Here is a 20,012-nt window from a genome sequence, read left to right as displayed (position 1 = left end):
TAATAAAAAGTTTTGATACGCTCTTTTTAATTTACCACTTGTTCCTGCACATATTGCGCATAAAGCGGATGACTGGCGATTAACTCACTATGAGTTCCATGACCGGTCACTTCGCCTTTTTCAATAAAGTAAATATGATCAGCATCCACAATCGTTGATAAACGATGAGCGATTACCAATGTTGTCCGCCCTTCCATCAATTGATCCAACGCTCGCTGAACCTTTTCCTCAGATTGTGAATCCAAGCTAGCAGTTGCTTCATCCAGCATTAGAATTTTTGGATCACGTAAAAATGCACGAGCAATAGCAATCCGTTGCTTTTGTCCTCCAGATAATTTCACTCCGCGTTCCCCTAGCTCCGTTTCTAATTGATCGGGAAATTCACGGACAAATTGATCGGCATAGGCTAATTCTAATCCATGCCACAATTCTTTCTCTGTTAATGTTCGATCTAACCCATACTGCAAATTCTCACGAATGCTCCCAGCAAAAACAGCACTATCTTGTGATACATAGCCAATTTGTGAACGCCAATTCGTTAGACTAAGATCATCGATTCTTTCATCACCAATTTTAACTGTACCGCCTGTTGGTTGATAAAAGCGTTCCAATAAAGCAAAAATAGTAGATTTTCCGCCTCCACTTGGACCTGCGAAAGCAATCACGGTATTTGGTTTCGCTTCAAAGGAAACATTTTTCAGAATCGGACGATGCGCTACATAATGGAAGGAAAGATTTTCTGCTTTGATCGTCTTACCTGCTACATCAACTGCTTTTCCTATTTCAATGGGTTCTAATTCTGTTTTCAGAATTTGTTCGATTCGTTCAGTCGCGCCCATGGTCTTTTGTACTTGTGAGAAAAACATCGCAAAACTAGCTGCTGGCATCATGATATTAAATAGATACAACAAGAAAGCTACTAATTGCCCACTCGTCAATGTACCCGCTTGGACCCGGACTGCGCCATAACCTAAAATGCCGACAAACAATCCTAACATAACCGTCGTGATGATTGGCTGCAACATCGCTTCAACTTTTGCATCTTTAATTCCTAAGTTAAAAATCTTATTGATAAATGAACCGCCGCTGTTCTTTTCAAATTCTTCACCATTGCTTGATTTAATCAGACGAATCTCAGATAACTTTGGTTCTATAATATTTTGTGTTGGTGGAAAATCGAAGGCGATTTTCTACTAACACTTTTTTCTTCGTTTCAACTCAAAAAGAGACTCACTTTTGGTAAAATTTAGTCGACCAAAACGTCACCCTACCAAAGGAGTCTCTCAATGGATAATCATACTAGAAAATTACTCGGATTAACAGATAAACATTTATTTTTTGATGAAGAATGGCTGATTGAAAAAGAATATAAAGGCGTTCAAGCGCAGTTTATTAAAGGAAAATTGGATGACTCTCCTTCCTGTTGTGAACACTGTCGATCGGTTCGTATTATCCGCAACGGTTCCTATACGACACGCACTCAGATGTTGAAAGTCAAAGAAAAGTTAACTATTTTAGAATTAAAACGTACCCGTTTTCTCTGCCATGATTGTGGACGGACCTTTTCTGCGAAAACGGACTTAGTTGATGAACATCATCAACTAACAAAGGAACTGAAGCAGGCGATTCTCATGGAACTGTACGAAAATCAATCACGTAAACTAATCGCTAAGAAGTACTTCGTCTCGGATGGGACGGTGACACGGATCTTGCGTGAAGCAACGAAGCATTACCAGCCACGTATGAACTTCCTTCCGACGGTGTTGTGTATGGATGAGTTCAAATCAATGAAGTCTGTTTCTGGTTCCATGAGTTTTATTTGTGTTGATGGGACAACCAATCAGCTATTTACGATCCTTGAAGATCGCAGACTTTACAAACTAACTCAATACTTCCTGCGCTTTCCTAGAAAGGCCCGTTTAAAGGTCAAGTACCTAGTGATGGACATGAATGCCAGCTATTGTCAGTTGCTTAAAACGGTCTTTCCAAATGCGGAGATCGTAACTGACCGCTTTCATATTGTCCAACACATCAATCGCAGCTTCAATCAATTACGTGTCCAGATCATGAATCGTTTTCGAACCTCACACTCTGAAAATCAGAAGAAGTACCGTCGGCTCAAGCGATATTGGAAACTCTTACTCAAAGATTCCACGACATTGGAGCCACTCAAACGGCATTATCATCGACTGTTTAAACGACCAATTAGTCAAACAGAAATCGTCGATGAACTGTTAAGCTACAACGAAGAATTGCGAACAGCGTATCATTTTTGTCAATTATTACGCTATTATTTCGTTAAACGAGATACGGAAGGCTTTCAAGAAACCCTTAAAACAATTTCATCTACGTTACCTCAGTCGTTTAAAAAGAAATTCACGATCTTCCATCGCTACCAATCGGGCATTTCAAATGCCTTTAAAGTGTCCCACTCAAACGGTGTCACGGAGGGGCTGAATAACAAGATCAAGCTGATTAAACGAATTGCGTTTGGTTATCGCAACTTTTATAACTTTCGGGCACGGATCTATTTACAACAAGGTCTGATCTTTGAAAACTAAAAAAATATGCGGCGCACAGAACGCGCCGCATATCGGACTAAGTTTTATTCAAATTTGTCTTCACCAACACGATTTGACGAAGAGCCATAACTTTTCACTGGCTTCCGCATTGAAGTCAGCGGTTGCCGCCTGCAATTGCCGACCCAAGCGTGACATAATTCGTCCAATCGGCATCATAATCAATGCCATGATCGGCACTGCTAAGAACATCATCGCCGCCATTTTCCAATCCATTACAAATAGAATAATCATAGATCCAACTAATTGGATCGCACCAGTAATAAAATTAGGAAACTGCGTTGCGACTAAATCTTTAATAACTGTCGTGTCATTCACCAGCCGTGAGCTGCTCTCACCTGATTTATGATCATCATAGTAACCCACGGGCATTTGTAATAAATGGCTCCATAATTTTTCTCGTAACGTTTTAACAGCACTTTCACCAACATATCGCAATAAAAAGCTGCCAATCGCACCAAATGCTAGTTGTGCTACGAAAGCCAAAACTAAAACAATCAGCATCCTTTTGTCGATTTGTGCCAATTTACTTGTATCAATTAATCCTTTCGTCAATTGCGGAACGATCAAGCTTGCCCCACTTGTTAATAGACTCAAAAACAAACCGATAGCAAACAGTGATTTCTTAGGATTGACACTCATAATCAAACGTAAAAAATCTTTTAATTTATAGTTACTCTTCTTTTCTTCTTTAATTGTTTCTTCAGGCGCTATACTCATATCCCGATCCATAATTGGTACCTCCTTATTCGCGTAAATCTACTAATTTTTTTTAGAAAAAATTAGTTTGATTCGAATGCCGTATACCATTCAACTAATGCGCTCAATCAATTAATTCACTTTTTTACTGAGTACCTTTTCGCCTATACTTTCTGCGAAAAGTTGAACTGACATCCTCATTTATTTATACGAAACCAATTTCCCTTCTATGTTAAAAATCGTCCCATTCTGTATTTTCTGGACCTTTCGTTTTGTCTGGTCCGTTATAGCAGTCAGGATTGCCGCAAAAGTTTCGACGAAAATCATGATTGAAATTCCGAGAAAACTCTCGTGACGCATTGCGCATCTCCCGTTGCATTTGATGCCGTATAAGATGCTGCTCTTCTCGCGAAAGATTTTGCCAATCCTCTTGCCAATTTTCAGCGAAATGTTCACGCATTGCTTGCATCTGACGCAAACGATCCATTGGATCAACAAATCGTCCTGCTTGTTTTTGAAACTCTTCCTGCCAGCCAGCGGAAATCTTTTGCAGATACTCGCTGAAATTTTCCTGTTCTTCTTCCGTCAATCCGGCAAAGAAGGCTTCACTCATATCCTCACCGACATGACTTATTTTTTTCGCCTTTTGTCTTCCTTTTTCAGTTAGGAAAACACGTTTGATTCGTTTGTCATGCTTTTCTTCTTTTCGCAGAACATCGTTACTTTTCTCCATTTTCTTCATTAACTCTGCTAAGGAACTTGGGCGAATATCAAGAATTTCAGCTAATTGGCTTTGGATTAGTCCGTCTTCTTTTACCAAAATTGCTAAAACTCGTTGCTGACCAGTTAACTTCTGTCTTGTACTCATAAATGCATTACTAGCTGAACTAATAAAACGCAGCTGACGCATCAAATCTTTTGTAAACTCACTCATAAAAAGGATCTCCTTACTATTATTGATATTCGTACCGTAACTTCTTCTTCGTTTGTTGGAAACGAGCTCATCGTTATTGGCTAATCTTTTCTAATACTGTCAAAATTTAGAGAAATAACGATAAAGTTCGGTACCTAACTTTATTACGCTTGCCATTATAGTTCGGTACCGAACAGTTGTCAACAACTTTGTAATATTTTTTTATTTATTCAATTAAATGGTTAAGAGCATGAATGACAAAAAAGAACCTAGTGAGATTCACTAGGCTCTTACTTCAGATTAATGTTTATGCTGTTCCTCTTTTACTGGACAACCACTGTCACAGTCTTCGCATGAGCTGCCATTTTTGATTCTTCGATAAACAACCACTCCAGCACCACCAAAGATTAAGATACTCAATATTATAGTTGCCATTCTTTCACCTCTTTGATTTCTTCGATTGTAATCGTCGGTGCTTGTTTAACAGGGCGTCTTACGATGAAGTAAATCATCGCAGCAAGTACGAAAGCCGCTAAGATTAAACCAATACCGAACTTCCCGTTTTCAAACATCACATGACCGAATTGATAGACAACAAAACTTACAGCATAAGCCAAACTACATTGGTAACCGATCGCACGCCACGTCCACTTGATATCACCCATTTCACGATGGATTGCACCAATTGCGGCAAAACAAGGTGCACATAGCAAGTTAAAGACTAAGAACGAATAACCAGCAATCGGTGTATAGGCTGCCTGTAACGACTTCCAGATTTCTACGCCATTTTCAGCAACTTCGGCATGACGATACAAAATTCCGAAGGTCCCAATCACATTCTCTTTTGCTACCAGACCAGTAATCGCTGCAACCGCTCCACGCCAGTCGCCCCAACCCAATGGAGCAAATAATGGTGCAATCAAGCCACCCAAAGCAGCTAAAATGCTGTCATTTTCATTTACCGCTTGTAACGAGAAGTTGTAGCTGGAAATAAACCAGATCACGATACTAGATACAAAAATGATTGTTCCAGCACGTTTAACGAAAGCTTTACTATGATCATAGGTATACCGTACTGTATTGCCGATTCGAGGCATATGGTATAAGGGAAGCTCCATAATAAATGGTGTTGGGTCACCAGCAAACAGTTTGGTTTTCTTTAAAGCGATTCCCGATAAAACGATGGCACCCATTCCAACAAAGTATGCTGATGGTGCTACCCAGCTACTATTGGGGAAGAATGCTCCAGCAATTAGAGCAATGATCGGCAGTTTTGCCGAACAAGGCATAAATGTCGTCAACATTGCCGTCATTCGTCGATCTTTTTCATTTTCAATCGTACGACTGGCCATTACTCCAGGTACACCACAGCCTGTCGCAATCAACATAGGAATGAATGACTTCCCGGATAAACCGAACTTACGGAAGATTCGATCCATAACAAATGCAATTCGAGACATATAGCCGCAATCTTCCAAAAGCGCCAAACATAAGAAAAGCACCATTAATTGTGGAAGGAAGCCTAAAACAGCTCCCACTCCAGCAATGATTCCATCTAATATCAAGCTTTGCATCCATTCAGCAACATTCCACGACTGCAAAGTCGAGCTGACAAAATTTGGCACGATATCGCCAAATAAATTATCATTCACCCAATCCGTTCCCATCGCCCCAACTGTTTGGATTGCAATATAATAGATTAACCACATGACTAACGCAAAAATCGGCAATGCTAAAAAACGATTGGTTACAATTCGATCTATTTTGTCTGAGATCGATAGCTTAAACTGATCCTCATCAATGACACATAACGTTTTCAAATCGGTTATGAAATTATAACGCTCATTAATAACTAAGCTTTCCGCATCCTCACCGAAGATTTTCTCTGTGATCTTTATAATCTCTTGCAACTCTTTTTCCTGAATCGGACTCAGATTTAAGCCCTTTTGTGCGCGTTCATCCCGTTCAAATAATTTCAAACTGTACCAGCGGCTATACTTAGCAACAACCGTACTGCCTAAAACATCTTCGATTTCACTTAAGGCCGCCTCTAAACGTTTATCATAGTGAGGAAAATTGACTTCCTCTACTCCTTTTTTAACTAGATGAAGGGCTTCGCTGACTGCTTTATCCAGTCCCCAATTCCTTAATGCACTGATTCCTACTACTGGAACACCTAAAGCATAAGCAAGCTTCTCTAGATTAATCTGCTTACCACTTTTTTTGATGATGTCCATCATATTCACAGCAACGACTACTGGAATTCCTGTTTCGATCAGTTGTGTCGTTAAGTAAAGATTACGCTCGAGGTTCGTCCCATCAATAATATTAATGATGGCATCCGGCGTGCCTGAGAGTAAATAATCCCGAGCCACTACTTCTTCTGGAGAGTAAGGCGATAGTGAATAAATTCCTGGCAGGTCATCAATACTTACTTCAGAATCCTTCTTATAGATCCCCTCTTTACGTTCAACCGTTACGCCTGGCCAATTTCCCACAAATTGGTTGGTTCCGGTTAAAACATTAAAAGTGCTCGTTTTTCCGCTGTTGGGATTTCCTGCTAAAGCAATATGTATCTTAGCCATTTATTCTACCTCCTTCGATACAACCACCATCTCTGATTCGCTTTTTCGTAAACTCAGCTCATATCCACGAACACGAAGTTCAATTGGATCACCTAAAGGAGCCAGTTTGACAACTTTTACTGCTGTGCCTTTTGTTAAACCCATATCCATTAAGCGACGTTTGATCGACCCGCTGCCGTGAACATTCACTACAACGCCTTCTTCGCCTGCATTTAATTGGTCAAGCGAAACCCAAGTTTCTTGATCTTCCGTTAGTTCCTTCACAAGTATCTGCTTAAGTAAAGACTGGGATAAAGCCAGTCGTGTATTATGTAGTAGAATAATGCCATTATCGCCAGAATGATTTACGACGGCAACTTTTGAACCGACAATCATTCCCAAGTCCTGTAACCGGTGCTTTAAATCATTTTCTAAAGGCATTTCGCTAATCTGAACGACATAGTTCAATGAAATATCTGCCAAAGTTGTCATATTTTCCTCCACCTTACTGTTCGACTTTTGCATCTAATTAATAATGAGAATCTTTCTCACTAAGAATAGCTTCATTTGAGTGCAAAGTCAATAAATGGTCGAAGATTTTCTCTTTTTTCTGAGCAAGTTGTTTGACAATCATTGATTTATTTGGTTCGATCCTGTTTTTCTCGTTATTAAAAAAACTTTTTCCTTGTAAAAAAACATCTTATAGCAGTTTTTCTAATTCTGTAAAGGGATTTTTCTTTGCAGCTATCCGTTTTCAACCTTTTTGCAAAAAACACAAAGAGTAGTATACCAATAATCTACCAACACAATATATGGTGTTTAACGATTGACTTTTTCCCTACATCTTTTATACTAGTAATTGTAGAAATCAAGGGAGGTAGTCTTATGGTAAAAGTCTATTCAAAAAATAATTGTATGCAGTGCAAAATGACAAAGCGTTATTTAACCGAAAATCAAATTTCATTCGAAGAAATCAACATCGACAATGAACCCGAAGCTCTAGGTTTTCTAAAAGATCAAGGTTTCCAAAGTGTCCCAGTTATTTTCGGCGGACAACAAGCCATCATCGGTTTTCGTCCAGATCAATTGAAAGCATTAGCGTAAATTTGAAAGGTTGCGGCAGAAGCGTTTTGCTTCAAGTACCAATTAGGTACTGTTCCAGATTAGTTCAGATGAACAATCGCTGTGTCTCACAGCAATAAGAAGAATTATTTCCGAATAAGCTACTTCTAGAGCACCTTTTTTCGAAAACTTTGCGATCCACGATTGCAAAGTTTTCTTTATTCCCAGTTCCACCTTTTTACAGTTTGCTTAGTGAAAGAGTAAATATTGATTCACAATTGATCACTGGTGAAGAAACTTATTTGAACGATTAGTCAGCCAAAACAAAAACATACAGACACTATATATAGAAAGATGTGACGAAATGAGCCTGAAAGACCTAGGTGAAGTATCTTACTTCAAGCTGAATAACGAAATTAATCGTCCAGTGAATGGACAGATTCCACTAAATAAAGATAAAGAAGCATTAGCCGCTTTTTTCAAAGAAAATGTTGAACCAAATACCCATGCATTTTCTTCAGTGCAAGAGAAAATCAACTATTTAATAGAAGAAGAATTTTTAGAGGCCGAGTTTCTTGCAAAATATACGACTGCTTTTATCGAAAAACTTTATACCTATTTAGAGGAACAAAATTTTACCTTTAAATCATTTATGGCGGCATATAAGTTTTATTCTCAGTATGCGTTGAAAAGCAATGATGGAACGGAATATTTAGAAAGCTATGAGGATCGGGTTGCTTTCAATGCCTTATACTTTGCAGACGGCGATGAAAAATTAGCTTTATCCTTAGCAGATGAAATGATCCATCAACGTTACCAGCCTGCTACCCCATCCTTCTTGAATGCGGGCCGCAAACGTCGTGGAGAATTGGTTTCTTGTTTCTTAATTCAAGTAACGGACGATATGAATAGTATTGGGCGGTCAATCAACTCCGCTTTGCAATTATCACGCATCGGCGGCGGTGTCGGAATCAATCTATCGAACTTGCGTGAAGCCGGTTCACCGATTAAAGGTTATGATGGCGCTGCTAGTGGTGTCGTTCCTGTTATGAAATTATTTGAAGACAGCTTTTCTTATTCGAACCAATTAGGCCAACGTCAAGGTGCTGGTGTCGTTTACTTAGACGTCTTCCATCCGGATATTGAAATGTTCCTATCTGCCAAAAAGGAAAACGCCGACGAAAAAATCCGTGTGAAGACTCTTTCTCTTGGTGTGACTGTGCCAGATAAATTTTACGAATTGGCTCGTAAAAATGAAGATATGTATTTGTTTAGTCCTTACGGCATTGAACGTGAATACGGTGTTCCTTATTCTTATGTAGATATTACGAAGGAATACGATAATTTAGTCGCAAATCCAAATATTCGCAAGAAAAAAATTCGTGCCCGCGATTTAGAAAATGAAATCTCAAAATTGCAGCAAGAATCTGGTTATCCTTATATCATCAACATTGATACAGCAAACCGTGCAAATCCAGTGGATGGAAAAATTGTCATGAGTAATTTATGTTCTGAGATTCTGCAAGTACAAACACCTTCTACGATCAATGGTCGGCAAGAATATGATGTATTAGGAACAGATATTTCATGTAATCTTGGTTCAACCAATATCGTGAACTTGATGGAAAGTCCCGATTTTGGTCAATCTGTTCGGACAATGGTTCGTGCTCTAACTTTTGTAACAGATGAATCCGATATTGACGTCGTTCCTTCGATTCAAAATGGGAATAAACTAAATCATACGATCGGTTTAGGTGCGATGGGCCTGCACAGCTTCTTTGCGAAACACTTGATGGAATATGGTTCAGAAGAATCAATTGACTTCACAAATATTTATTTCACACTGCTTAACTACTGGACTTTGATGGAAAGCAATGAATTAGCAAAAGAACGCCAGACAACCTTCCATAACTTTGAAAAATCAGCCTATGCTGATGGCTCATATTTTGATAAATACACGACTGGCGAATTTGTTCCTAAAACAGATAAAGTCAAAGAAATCTTCAAGGATATCTTTGTCCCAACTGCCGAAGATTGGCAAGCACTAAAAGAAGCTGTTCAAAAAGATGGCCTATACCACCAAAATCGGTTAGCTGTTGCACCAAATGGTTCGATTTCTTATATTAACGATACAAGTGCCAGCTTACACCCAATCACTCGTTTAATTGAAGAGCGTCAAGAAAAGAAAATCGGTAAGATCTATTATCCAGCGCCTTACTTGAATAATGAAACCTTGCCTTATTATACTTCTGCCTATGATATGGATATGCGCAAAGTCATTGACGTTTATGCGACTGCTCAGCAACATATCGACCAAGGAATGAGCTTGACCTTGTTTATGCGTTCGGAAATTCCTGAAGGACTATATGAATGGAAAACTGAAAGCAAACAAACAACACGTGATTTGAACATCCTGCGTAACTACGCTTTTTATAAGGGCTGTAAATCCATTTATTACGTTCGAACATTTACTGATGATGCCGAAGAAATTGGCTCAAACCAATGTGAAAGCTGTGTAATCTAAATCATTGTTCCCTCTCGCACTTCTGTTCGAGAGGGAATGCTCTGCGTAAATAACTACTTTAGGATGTCAGGCCAACTTTTCACAGTTTTCATTCACTTAAAACAGGACAAATTGATTTATATTAGATATGAACATGTATAGTTGGATGATATACGTGGAGAGCATTAAATTTATTTTTTTGGACTTTAAAAAAATAAATTTATTAATACGAAATAGGGGGAATATCCATGGCAGAAACTTATTATGAAGCCATTAACTGGAATGAAATCGAAGACGTCATCGATAAATCGACGTGGGAAAAATTGACTGAACAATTTTGGTTGGATACACGGATTCCGTTGTCTAACGACTTAGACGATTGGCGTAAACTATCTGACCTAGAAAAACAAACTGTGGGTTATGTATTCGGCGGTCTGACCTTATTGGATACCGTCCAATCAGAAAGCGGAATGGATCAGCTGCGTAAAGATGTTCGGACGCCCCACGAAGAAGCTGTCTTGAACAATATTCAATTTATGGAATCTGTTCACGCGAAAAGCTATTCATCAATTTTCAGTACCTTGAATACCAAAACGGAAATCAATGAAATCTTTGAATGGACCAATACCAATCAATACCTGCAAAAAAAGGCCGAACGGATCAACGAGATCTATAAAAACGGCACACCATTAGAAAAGAAAATCGCCAGTGTCTTTCTTGAGACTTTCCTTTTCTATTCTGGTTTTTACACACCTCTATATTATTTAGGAAATAATAAGTTGGCCAATGTAGCGGAGATCATCAAATTGATCATTCGTGATGAATCGGTTCATGGCACCTACATTGGTTACAAATTCCAACGCGGATTCAACGAACAAACCGAAGAAGAACAAGAACGTTTGAAGGAATGGATGTACGATTTATTGTATGAATTGTACGAAAATGAAGAACGTTATACCGAAGAATTATACGATGAAATCGGCTGGACCGAAGAAGTCAAAACGTTCTTGCGCTACAATGCCAATAAAGCTTTGATGAATCTAGGCATGGATCCACTTTTCCCAGATACCGCAGATGATGTGAACCCGATCGTTATGAACGGGATTTCCACCGGAACTAGTAACCATGATTTCTTCTCACAAGTCGGCAATGGCTACTTGCTTGGTCAAGTGGAAGCCATGAATGATGATGATTATTTGATTGGTTTAGAATAAAGCAAAATGCAGCCCGCAGTTTCTTGCGGGCTGCATTTTTTTATTCTGACGCCTGAATTCGTTTGATGACTGTTTCTTTATTGACGATCGTGGTCGTTGCATAAGTCAGAATCAATTGTACGATAACAACTAAGAAAATCATCAGCAAAACTTGGATTAATGGGTATTGATACACTTTAATTTGCATCAACGAATGACTTTCCGCATACAAGTAAACCAGATATCCGAGAATACTGCCTAGGCCTCCCGCTAGTAAAATAATACCACCTGCATAGACGAAACCCTCTGTTCGAAGCATTTTCTTCATTTGTTGATTAGACATGCCGATTGCCTGCATAACGCCTAATTCTTTTTTTCGACTTAAAATACTATCGATTGTCGTATTGATTAGGTTCATGATCCCAACGATTGCCAAAACTAGCATAATCGCATACCCAGCCCCAGCTGTCAGTTGCAACGTGTCTTCCCACTGTTTCAAAACTTCTTCATAACTTTCTAAACGAAACAGCTCATTTCCTTCTTCAATATTTTCAATGGCTGATTGAACGGTTTTAGTTTTTCCTTTAGCAGCTTTAATATTCACATAGTAGGTTAAATTATTTTTCGATAGTTTTTTTATCGCCTCGTTGCTCATTAAGAAATTATCAAAGTTCGTAACCGATTGTGCAAAGCTTCCTCCACCAATGATTGTCATGTCTTTTTCAAACGTACGATTCCCATCAAAGAATTTGAAGGTCAATGTATCGCCGATCTTGATTTCTGGATAATTTGCTAATATATAACCTGTCGCAATAACTTTATCTCCTGAGTTTAATTCCTCATAAGTCGCATGTCCTTTCTCAATATCTCTATTGATCAGAGCCATTTGATCCTTAGAAATACCGCCAATTGATAAGCTCATTGGCTTGTCTGTCCCAGGATCCTTAACACTCGGAACTTCTCCTGTAATAGATTGAAATGCATCTACTTTTTCAACACCATCGATTGCTTTAATTTTATTAATTACCTTATTGTTTAAGGGATTATTTTGTTGAATCACAGTCCATTTAAGTTCTGGTCGCATCTTATCACCTTCTCGTGAAGCAATACTCATACAATAATCTTCAGCGATCGTATCACGGGCGGCCTGTTTGGGATTCATACAACTAAAAACAGTTGAAATGACGACAAACAAAATTCCAATCATCCCCAATGAAAAAATCGTGACCATTGTTCGCTTTTTATTTCTAGAAAGGTTTGCATTGGCTAAGCGTCGCAGATTAAGATCAATAAATCCCTTACGTTGTTTTTTATTGCCTTGCATTTGCCCAGTATAGCGCATTGCCTCAATCGGCATGATTTTACTAGCTTGACGCATAGGTTTCAAAGAAGCCAAAATAACTGTTAGTAAAGTGACCCCAATTGTCATCGCGATAATCCAGGGAAGGATCAAGGATACCTCGCCATTATCAAGTACCTGACGCATCTCCTTTGTCATAGCTTGTTCACTTGAAATTGATGAGATCAACTGAAAGAAAACAAATTTTACTGCAGCAATCCCGATTAGTAGTCCAGCAGGAATCGAAAGCCCTGCAACGATCAAGTTCTCTCGTAAAATGATTTGACGTATCTGTCTTTTAGTCGCTCCTAAAGCTGCCAATTTTCCAAACTCTTGGACCTTATTGATCAAAGATACATAATAAATACTGTAAATCGTTAACGCTCCGGCAATCAAAATAATTCCTACAATAATCGCCATCCCTGAATAAAAAGCAGGATCGATATAATTAGCAAAAAGATAGTCGCTATTTTCAACGATATTATCTTCAGTAACATCGAAATTTTTTCCAATTTCCTTGACTTGCTCCTTAATAGCATCGGTTGAAGTCGCAGCAGTTTCATTCAGACGAATCATCATGCGATAGCTTCGCTGTTTTTTGGGAATGACTTCCTCCATAAAATCTTTTGAAACGAGCATTGAAAAAATTTTTTCATCATTTTGGTTTTTTATATCAGGAGAAAAACCAGTTAAGCGAAATGTTTTTTCCTGCTGTAAACCCATGCCGTCCGCTTCATAGATCTGAATCGGAATTTTAATTGTATCCCCAATTTTCGCATTCGGATAACCCAACGTCTTTAATGCATCCCTTGAAAGCACCGCGTCGTTCCCTTTTTTCGGAGCGTGTCCTTTCGTAAAGGTTTGTTTAGCTAATTTTTGTGCACCGTTATCCAAATAGCTAATGAGGACAAAGTCATCTTTATTTAGTACGGATTCACCGACATCCTGACGCAGACCGTATTCCCCAATCAAATCATGCTGAGCAATTTTCTCCATATTTTCTTCAGAGACTTGGCGATACATCGCATGCCATGTTGGATAAACCTTGTTGACTGCCGCATTCTGAACATTTACTACCCCTAATCCAATCGAAGTTATCAAGAAAACTAACACACTTGTCAAAATAATTGCAATCCCGGAAAGTAGATTTTTCCCTTTATGATACTTCGTGTTGGCCAACGCTACCCGGTTGATCATCTTCATTTAGATCACCCGCCCATCTTCAAGGTGGACAATGTGATCAGCCGTTTGCGCGATTCCTTCATCGTGAGTAATCATAATTAGTGTTTGGCCAAATTTTTCAACTGATTTTTTTAAAAGTGACATTACTTCTAATTCTGTCTTGGTATCTAAGTTTCCTGTCGGCTCATCGGCCAAGATAATTGCTGGTTCTGCTGCAATCGCTCGTGCGATCGCCACACGTTGCTGCTGACCACCAGAAAGCATGCTTGGCAAGGCTTTTTTACGGTCACTTAATCCAATTGTCTTCAACAAGTCTTCGACAAATGCTGTATTGACTCTTCGATTATCTAAACCGATCGGTAAAACGACATTTTCCCAAACATTCAATGATGGGATTAAATTGTAATTCTGAAAAATAAAACCGATCTTTTGACGACGAAAGACAGCCAATTGCTCATCCTTCATTCGAAAAACATTCTTCCCATCAATGATGACTTGCCCTGAATCTGGTCGATCTAAACTACCGATTAAGTTCAACAGCGTACTTTTACCAGAGCCCGATTTACCAACTATCGCAACAAAATCACCCTTTTGTACTTCCAAATCAATATGGTCAACTGCCTTTACGACGGAACCCCCATCATTATAATGCTTTACTAGATCTCTAATTGTTAAAATCATTTTCGTCTCCTTCTTTCCTCATCTCATTTCTATACTCTTAGTATAAAAAAGAACCCTTGCAGGATTCTTTCACCGAACATAACAAATTTGTAAGAAAAGAAATTACGTTGCTGGCAAGGTCAATTGAAAATTCGATCCCCGAGGATGCCGTTGCTTCACCATAACTGTCCCGCCTTGTTCTTCAATGATTTTCCGAGTCAGATATAGTCCTACTCCAGAACCTTCTGCCGTCGTGCTAGAACTGCCGCGGTAAAAACGCTGATAAATCTTATTTTGCTCATCAGTAGGAATTCCAGGTCCTTCATCTTTAATTTCAACCAACACATAAGTCACCAATGAAGAAGCCCGAAGAATCACTGTGGTTTGCTTTGGCGAATATTTCACCGCATTTTCCAACACATTTCCTAAAGCTTCTAGCGTCCATTTTTTATCAACCATAACAAAAGTATCCTCTGACAATTCAACTTCCAACTCAATGTCCTTTTCGACTGCTTTCATGATTACACCATTGACTGCTTCATTAATCAATTGTTGTAAGGAAAGCTTTTGTGGCTTCAGTTGAATCAGATCCGTTTCTAGCTGTGAGATTTTTGCTAAACCATCCAGCATCAAGTTCAACTTGTTGATCTGAACTTCTGCTTGGTCGGCAAAATTTCTTCGCTCCTGCTCCTCATATTGATCTGAAAGTGCGATATCCAAGCTTAGTTTCAATGATGCCACTGGAGTTTTTAGCTGATGCGTGATATCCGTAATACTGGATTTCAAATTTCCTTCTTCACGCTGACTTCGCTGCAATAACAATTCATTTTGAATTGAACTCTCGTGATACTCTTTGGTTTCCTTTTCTAAGCTTTTTTGAAGTTTTATTTTTTCCTTCATCTGCCAGAAAAATAGTAACGAAATCAGCAGCCAGCAAAGTGTAAATATTTGCAGGTTTCTAATAAGAAGTGTCCGTAGCAGGCGTGGATGATCCATTTTATCAATCAAATTATATTTTGCTTCTAAGGAAGCCCCCTCGTTAGCCAAGTCAGAGGTCTTATTTACTTTAAAAGTCTTGATTAACGCAGCTTCTGAAAATTTTTCTTCCTTTACTAACAGTGCTAAAGTCGCTTGGCGATCTTGTTCAATTTCCGAATACATTTTAAAATTTTGAGTGATAAACAACGCAAAACAGGCTACAGATATCAACACGTAAATCAAAACTATTTTTTTTGAACGTCGTTGATCCATAAATACCCCACTCCTCGAACAGTTTTAATTCGTTCCTTACCGATTTTCTGCCGCAGGCGGCTAATATTCACTGAAACAGTATTCGTGTCAACGTACTCGCCTTTAGTATCCCAGATTTGATCAAGTAACTGATCTGTTGAGAGAATTTGCTTCGGATTTTCCATGAAAAGCACCAGCAATTGGATCTCCGTCTTACTCAACGGCAAAAGTTCTCCTTGCAGCTTAACCTTCATTTCGTTTAACGAGACTGATAATTCTCCAGAAATCAATTCTTGTCCTTGATTACGCACTACTCGCTTCATCAGTGCCTGTACCTTTGAGACTAAAACCATTAAACTAAAGGGCTTGGTCATATAATCATCAGCGCCATGAACATAACCCGACACAATGTCGTGTTCCTGATTATAAGAAGTCAGCATTAATATCAAGACATTCGATCGTTCACGAACTTTCTGACAAAAATCCAAGCCGCTGCCATCTGGCAAAGAAAGATCGCTGATGATTAAATCAATCTCCTGTTGTTCAAATGCCCGTTCAGCCGAAGTAATATCTAAACAAGCCGTGACCTCGTATCCTTCTCTGGTCAAACATAATTGAATCCCATTATTTAAATTTTGATCGTCCTCTAATAAAAGAATTTTCCCCATTTTTCCTCCTATATATACCAAATAATCCCATTTTACTAACTCTTACTTCTAACTCTTACTTCTAACTCTATCAATGAACAGAAGCTCTGACAATACTACTTTATTCAAAAAAAGAGGACAAAATCATCGTTAAATGATTTTATCCTCTGTTTCACACGTTAATCATGCGTAGTTTTGTGATATTTTTATACATGGATAGATCCTCAATCACATCCGTATAATTCATTCCACGTGGTAAATCAATCGTATAGACATTCGTATAAATCCGATAATCATCCATGAAATCCACGTCGAAATCAACATCTTCGACTTCGATTTTTTTACTCTCAAAATAATTCATAATAAATTCCTTGGTTGCTTCGCGGTGGATATAACGAATCTCCAGCTTTTTGATGGCATTAATTTTGATGACCCTTTTTACCACTGTCAAAGCCAAAATAATACCAACAAAACTGCAAATAGCGATCGTGTAATAGCCCATACCGATGGCAATCCCCAAACCAGCACCTGCCCAAATCGAAGCAGCTGTTGTCAGCCCTTTAACCGAACGGTTGCTGACCATGATTGTACCGGCGCCAAGAAAACCGATTCCGCTGACGACCTGTGCAATTAGACGCGCTTCATCTGCTCGTACCACACCGACGAATTCTGGCTTCGCCGCTGCATAACGCAAGGCCTGATCAGCAATCTCCACTTGGATCAATGCGATGATCGTCGCACCCATACAAACTAAAATATGCGTACGAATTCCAGCAGGTCGGTTTTTATATTCCCGTTCAATCCCGATGGCACCACCCATGATCATAGCTAAAAATAGCCGCAGCATAATTTCATAAACGGATAATTTCAAATCCATCTGTGCACCACCCCTTCAGTTCTGCTTTTATTCTGAAAAGCTTTCTCCTTTAGTATAGCACGGTAGTAAAAAAAGAACGCCAATTAACCTTTTAGTCCCTTTAATTCATCTTCAGTTAATGAGCGGTAGGCTCCTTTGACTAACTCTTTAGTCAACAGCAGCTTCCCCATACGAATTCTCTTTAGATAAGTCACTTCTTTGCCGCAGGCCTTAACCATTCGTTTGACTTGATGGAATTTCCCCTCATGTAGAATAATTCGTACCTTTGATTTATTTTCCGTTACTTCATCAATCAATAATTCTGCTGGCAGCGTCCGTTCTCCATCTAATAAAAACCCGTCAACAAAACGCTGTTGATCTTCAGCCGTCATTACTCCTTGAACCTCAGCGAAATACTCCTTTTCTACATGTTTCTTTGGAGACAGCAAATCATGCGCTAATTTCCCATCATTGGTAATTAACAATAACCCTTCAGTATTCTTATCCAAACGACCCACTGGAAAAAGATCACTGCGGTAATCAGAGGGTGAAAATATATCCATCACGGTCTGATCGTGCTTGTCCTCTGTTGCACTCACGACACCAGCCGGCTTATGTAATAAATAGTAGTAAAACTCTTGATAATGCAAGATTTCGCCTTGATAGTCAACCTGATCCTTCTCTGGATCAATCTGTTTTTTATCTGATTTTTCGATTTTCTGGTTCACGCTGATTTGACCTTTTTTGATCAGCTGTTTCACCTCTTTACGACTGCCTAAGCCGACCTCCGCTAAAAATTTGTCTAAACGCATATTCTTTAAATCCTCCACCTTACTTTTCTAGTGTTCACTATAGTCAAAAGAAGAAAAAGAAGCAAGCTCAGCCGTATAATCGACTGAGCTTGTACTGCTTATTCAAATAATTGATCGATCTCACCATTTTTTAAATAGGGGATTGCTTGTCGAATTTTTTCATCCGGCCAATCCCACCATTTGAGCTGCTGCAATTTTTGAATCGTTTCCGCATCAAATCGTTGTTTGATTTTCTTTGCTGGAACACCGCCGACTACGCTATAGGGTGGAACATCTTTCGTCACCACTGCCTTTGCTCCGATGATCGCGCCATCTCCGATCGTTACACCGGATAAAATCGTTGCTTCATAGCCGATCCAGACATCATTTCCTATCACGATATCGCCTTTATTGTCCCATGCTGAAGCCACGTCTTCCTTCTTCAGCTGCCATTCCTCATAAAATAAAGGAAAGGTGTAGGTCGAAAGGGCTGACTGCTTATGATTTGCGCTATTAAAAATAAACGTTGCACCACAAGCAATCGAACAAAATTTGCCAATAACCAAACGATCATGATTGATTGGATACTGATACAAGACATTGTTCTTTTCAAAGTCACAGGGATCGCTGCGAAAATCATTATAAATCGTGTAGTCTCCAACTGAAATAGCCGGTCGGGTAATCGCTTGCTGCAAATAAATCGTTTCATGATCATTACTTCTAGGGTAAAGCTTTTCTACTGGAATAGTTCTCTCCTCCTTTTTTTCGTTAGCTAACCATTCCAGTTAAAACAATGCACCGCTTCATACGTTCACGCTCCTTGAAATAAGTATATCACTTGAGAGCTTTAACCTTAACCTTAATTAATATAGTAGCTAGCTATTAATACGTTCACTAAGCAAACAGCGAAAAATGAGTTTTATTATCTCCGCATACACGATTCCACTAACGTACTTGAAGTACGAAGAGGAACTCACAAAAAAAGTACCGAGGAATTTTCCTCGGCACTTCATTGAATACGATTATAATTTGCTTGCTGCGTCTTCGTCAATGATCACTGTTACGTCAGCATGGTTTTGTAAAACACTTGCAGGTAGATCAACAGTTACTTCACCATCAATCATGCCTTTGATTGCGTCAGCTTTATCCGTACCGAAAGCCATCAACAAGATTTTTTTACTTTGCATAATTGAACCGATTCCCATTGACAATGCATGAGTCGGAACATCTTCAACTTTATCGAAGTAACGTTTATTAGCTTCGATTGTTGATTCTGTTAATTCAACCACATGCGTAGTGACATCAAATGGTGTTCCTGGTTCGTTAAAACCGATATGTCCATTACGGCCAATTCCTAATACTTGCAAGTCAAGTGGATGTTCAGCAATCACTTCATCGTAACGTTTGCATTCAGCTTCCAAGTCTTCTGCTTTTCCATTTGGCACGAATGTTTCTTTAAATGGTTTTTTGTTGAATAAATGATCATTCATGAAATAACGATAGCTTTGATCGTCTGATCCATCTAATCCTACATATTCATCTAAGTTTACAGAAGTCATATCTGAAAAATCTAAATCGCTAGTTGTCATTTCTTTATATAAGGTTTCAGGAGTGCTGCCTGTTGCTAGACCTAATACTTTTACGCCGTTTTCCATTCCATCTTTGATGATTTCAAATGCTTTTTTTCCGCCTTCATTGGCATCTTTCACACGAATTACTTTCATGGGTAAACGCTCCTTTATCAATTTGGTATACACCAATTTTAACACCGATCAACGAATTTTTCAATAAGAA

The 20,012-nt window shown here is 38.9% G+C and carries 17 protein-coding genes and 1 pseudogene; 4 read left to right on the top strand and 14 right to left on the bottom strand.

What is annotated here, in order from left to right:
• Positions 1-26: 26 nt before the first annotated feature.
• Positions 27-1,187: an ABC transporter ATP-binding protein gene (locus IGI52_RS19275; RefSeq protein ID WP_438782270.1), complete on the bottom strand. Its 1,161-nt coding sequence runs from the start codon at positions 1,185-1,187 to the stop codon at positions 27-29.
• Positions 1,188-1,286: 99 nt separating this feature from the next.
• On the opposite strand from IGI52_RS19275, the gene IGI52_RS19270 reads away from it, so the two are divergent.
• Entirely contained in the window at positions 1,287-2,561 is a 1,275-nt protein-coding gene (locus IGI52_RS19270) for an ISL3-like element IS1476 family transposase (protein ID WP_016252543.1), read from the top strand.
• Positions 2,562-2,648: 87 nt separating this feature from the next.
• Here IGI52_RS19270 and IGI52_RS19265 read toward each other — a convergent pair.
• The 5 genes and pseudogenes from IGI52_RS19265 to IGI52_RS19245 form a co-directional block, all read right to left on the bottom strand.
• Positions 2,649-3,311 (bottom strand): annotated as a pseudogene (locus tag IGI52_RS19265) (ABC transporter ATP-binding protein); the annotation flags it as partial.
• A 199-nt stretch (positions 3,312-3,510) separates the two neighbouring features.
• Positions 3,511-4,212 (bottom strand): MarR family winged helix-turn-helix transcriptional regulator, encoded by a 702-nt coding sequence (locus IGI52_RS19260; protein ID WP_016180422.1) that lies wholly within the window; start codon positions 4,210-4,212, stop codon positions 3,511-3,513.
• Positions 4,213-4,491: 279 nt separating this feature from the next.
• On the bottom strand, positions 4,492-4,626 hold the full coding sequence (locus IGI52_RS19255) for a FeoB-associated Cys-rich membrane protein (protein WP_016180421.1): 135 nt from the start codon (positions 4,624-4,626) through the stop codon (positions 4,492-4,494).
• Positions 4,614-6,776 (bottom strand): ferrous iron transport protein B, encoded by a 2,163-nt coding sequence (gene feoB, locus IGI52_RS19250; protein ID WP_016180420.1) that lies wholly within the window; start codon positions 6,774-6,776, stop codon positions 4,614-4,616. Before feoB ends, IGI52_RS19255 begins: the two co-directional genes overlap by 13 nt.
• Positions 6,777-7,247 carry a FeoA family protein gene (locus IGI52_RS19245; protein ID WP_016180419.1) on the bottom strand — a complete coding sequence of 157 codons (471 nt, stop codon included), beginning with the start codon at positions 7,245-7,247 and terminating at the stop codon, positions 6,777-6,779.
• Between the two features lie 393 nt (positions 7,248-7,640).
• Between IGI52_RS19245 and nrdH the strand changes: the two genes are divergently transcribed.
• The 3 genes from nrdH (at position 7,641) to nrdF (ending at position 11,534) form a co-directional block, all read left to right on the top strand.
• Complete coding sequence (nrdH, locus tag IGI52_RS19240; RefSeq protein WP_016180418.1) at positions 7,641-7,859, top strand: glutaredoxin-like protein NrdH; 219 nt, start codon at positions 7,641-7,643, stop codon at positions 7,857-7,859.
• Between the two features lie 322 nt (positions 7,860-8,181).
• Positions 8,182-10,341 (top strand): class 1b ribonucleoside-diphosphate reductase subunit alpha, encoded by a 2,160-nt coding sequence (nrdE, locus tag IGI52_RS19235; RefSeq protein WP_016180417.1) that lies wholly within the window; start codon positions 8,182-8,184, stop codon positions 10,339-10,341.
• Positions 10,342-10,568: 227 nt separating this feature from the next.
• Entirely contained in the window at positions 10,569-11,534 is a 966-nt protein-coding gene (nrdF, locus tag IGI52_RS19230; protein WP_016180416.1) for a class 1b ribonucleoside-diphosphate reductase subunit beta, read from the top strand.
• Between the two features lie 40 nt (positions 11,535-11,574).
• On the opposite strand, the gene IGI52_RS19225 is transcribed toward nrdF, so the two are convergent.
• From IGI52_RS19225 to nagB, 8 genes are all read right to left on the bottom strand, one after another.
• On the bottom strand, positions 11,575-14,055 hold the full coding sequence (locus IGI52_RS19225; RefSeq protein WP_438782122.1) for an ABC transporter permease: 2,481 nt from the start codon (positions 14,053-14,055) through the stop codon (positions 11,575-11,577).
• Positions 14,056-14,715 carry an ABC transporter ATP-binding protein gene (locus tag IGI52_RS19220; protein ID WP_102872451.1) on the bottom strand — a complete coding sequence of 220 codons (660 nt, stop codon included), beginning with the start codon at positions 14,713-14,715 and terminating at the stop codon, positions 14,056-14,058.
• A 102-nt stretch (positions 14,716-14,817) separates the two neighbouring features.
• Positions 14,818-15,945, bottom strand: coding sequence for a sensor histidine kinase (locus tag IGI52_RS19215; RefSeq protein WP_016180413.1), 1,128 nt, complete (start codon positions 15,943-15,945; stop codon positions 14,818-14,820).
• On the bottom strand, positions 15,918-16,592 hold the full coding sequence (locus IGI52_RS19210) for a response regulator transcription factor (protein WP_016180412.1): 675 nt from the start codon (positions 16,590-16,592) through the stop codon (positions 15,918-15,920). The genes IGI52_RS19215 and IGI52_RS19210 overlap by 28 nt, the downstream gene beginning before the upstream one ends.
• Positions 16,593-16,743: 151 nt before the next feature.
• Positions 16,744-17,448, bottom strand: a complete 705-nt coding sequence (locus tag IGI52_RS19205; RefSeq protein WP_016180411.1) for an MgtC/SapB family protein — start codon at positions 17,446-17,448, stop codon at positions 16,744-16,746.
• An 83-nt stretch (positions 17,449-17,531) separates the two neighbouring features.
• Complete coding sequence (locus tag IGI52_RS19200; RefSeq protein ID WP_016180410.1) at positions 17,532-18,239, bottom strand: pseudouridine synthase; 708 nt, start codon at positions 18,237-18,239, stop codon at positions 17,532-17,534.
• Positions 18,240-18,337: 98 nt separating this feature from the next.
• A complete protein-coding gene (locus IGI52_RS19195; protein WP_034876180.1) occupies positions 18,338-18,964 on the bottom strand; it encodes a CatB-related O-acetyltransferase in 627 nt (208 codons plus the stop codon).
• A gap of 276 nt (positions 18,965-19,240) precedes the next feature.
• Positions 19,241-19,942 carry a glucosamine-6-phosphate deaminase gene (nagB, locus tag IGI52_RS19190; RefSeq protein ID WP_016180408.1) on the bottom strand — a complete coding sequence of 234 codons (702 nt, stop codon included), beginning with the start codon at positions 19,940-19,942 and terminating at the stop codon, positions 19,241-19,243.
• Between the last annotated feature and the right edge of the window lie 70 nt (positions 19,943-20,012).

Origin of the sequence: Enterococcus sp. DIV0187 (assembly GCF_051713785.1) — a bacterium.
In the GTDB taxonomy this organism is placed as follows: domain Bacteria; phylum Bacillota; class Bacilli; order Lactobacillales; family Enterococcaceae; genus Enterococcus_A; species Enterococcus_A avium.
Note: the sequence above shows the minus strand (reverse complement) of the source record. Positions and strands in the feature narration are given on the sequence as shown.

Bases quoted from the DNA above. Each gene is read 5' to 3' on its own strand.
- nrdH (WP_016180418.1), top strand. From the start codon at position 7,641: ATGGTAAAAGTCTATTCAAAAAATAATTGTATGCAGTGCAAAATGACA.
- IGI52_RS19225 (WP_438782122.1), bottom strand. From the start codon at position 14,055: ATGAAGATGATCAACCGGGTAGCGTTGGCCAACACGAAGTATCATAAA.
- IGI52_RS19215 (WP_016180413.1), bottom strand. From the start codon at position 15,945: ATGGATCAACGACGTTCAAAAAAAATAGTTTTGATTTACGTGTTGATA.
- IGI52_RS19245 (WP_016180419.1), bottom strand. From the start codon at position 7,247: ATGACAACTTTGGCAGATATTTCATTGAACTATGTCGTTCAGATTAGC.
- IGI52_RS19255 (WP_016180421.1), bottom strand. From the start codon at position 4,626: ATGGCAACTATAATATTGAGTATCTTAATCTTTGGTGGTGCTGGAGTG.
- feoB (WP_016180420.1), bottom strand. From the start codon at position 6,776: ATGGCTAAGATACATATTGCTTTAGCAGGAAATCCCAACAGCGGAAAA.
- nrdE (WP_016180417.1), top strand. From the start codon at position 8,182: ATGAGCCTGAAAGACCTAGGTGAAGTATCTTACTTCAAGCTGAATAAC.
- IGI52_RS19205 (WP_016180411.1), bottom strand. From the start codon at position 17,448: ATGGATTTGAAATTATCCGTTTATGAAATTATGCTGCGGCTATTTTTA.
- IGI52_RS19270 (WP_016252543.1), top strand. From the start codon at position 1,287: ATGGATAATCATACTAGAAAATTACTCGGATTAACAGATAAACATTTA.
- IGI52_RS19260 (WP_016180422.1), bottom strand. From the start codon at position 4,212: ATGAGTGAGTTTACAAAAGATTTGATGCGTCAGCTGCGTTTTATTAGT.
- IGI52_RS19210 (WP_016180412.1), bottom strand. From the start codon at position 16,592: ATGGGGAAAATTCTTTTATTAGAGGACGATCAAAATTTAAATAATGGG.
- IGI52_RS19220 (WP_102872451.1), bottom strand. From the start codon at position 14,715: ATGATTTTAACAATTAGAGATCTAGTAAAGCATTATAATGATGGGGGT.
- nrdF (WP_016180416.1), top strand. From the start codon at position 10,569: ATGGCAGAAACTTATTATGAAGCCATTAACTGGAATGAAATCGAAGAC.
- IGI52_RS19200 (WP_016180410.1), bottom strand. From the start codon at position 18,239: ATGCGTTTAGACAAATTTTTAGCGGAGGTCGGCTTAGGCAGTCGTAAA.
- nagB (WP_016180408.1), bottom strand. From the start codon at position 19,942: ATGAAAGTAATTCGTGTGAAAGATGCCAATGAAGGCGGAAAAAAAGCA.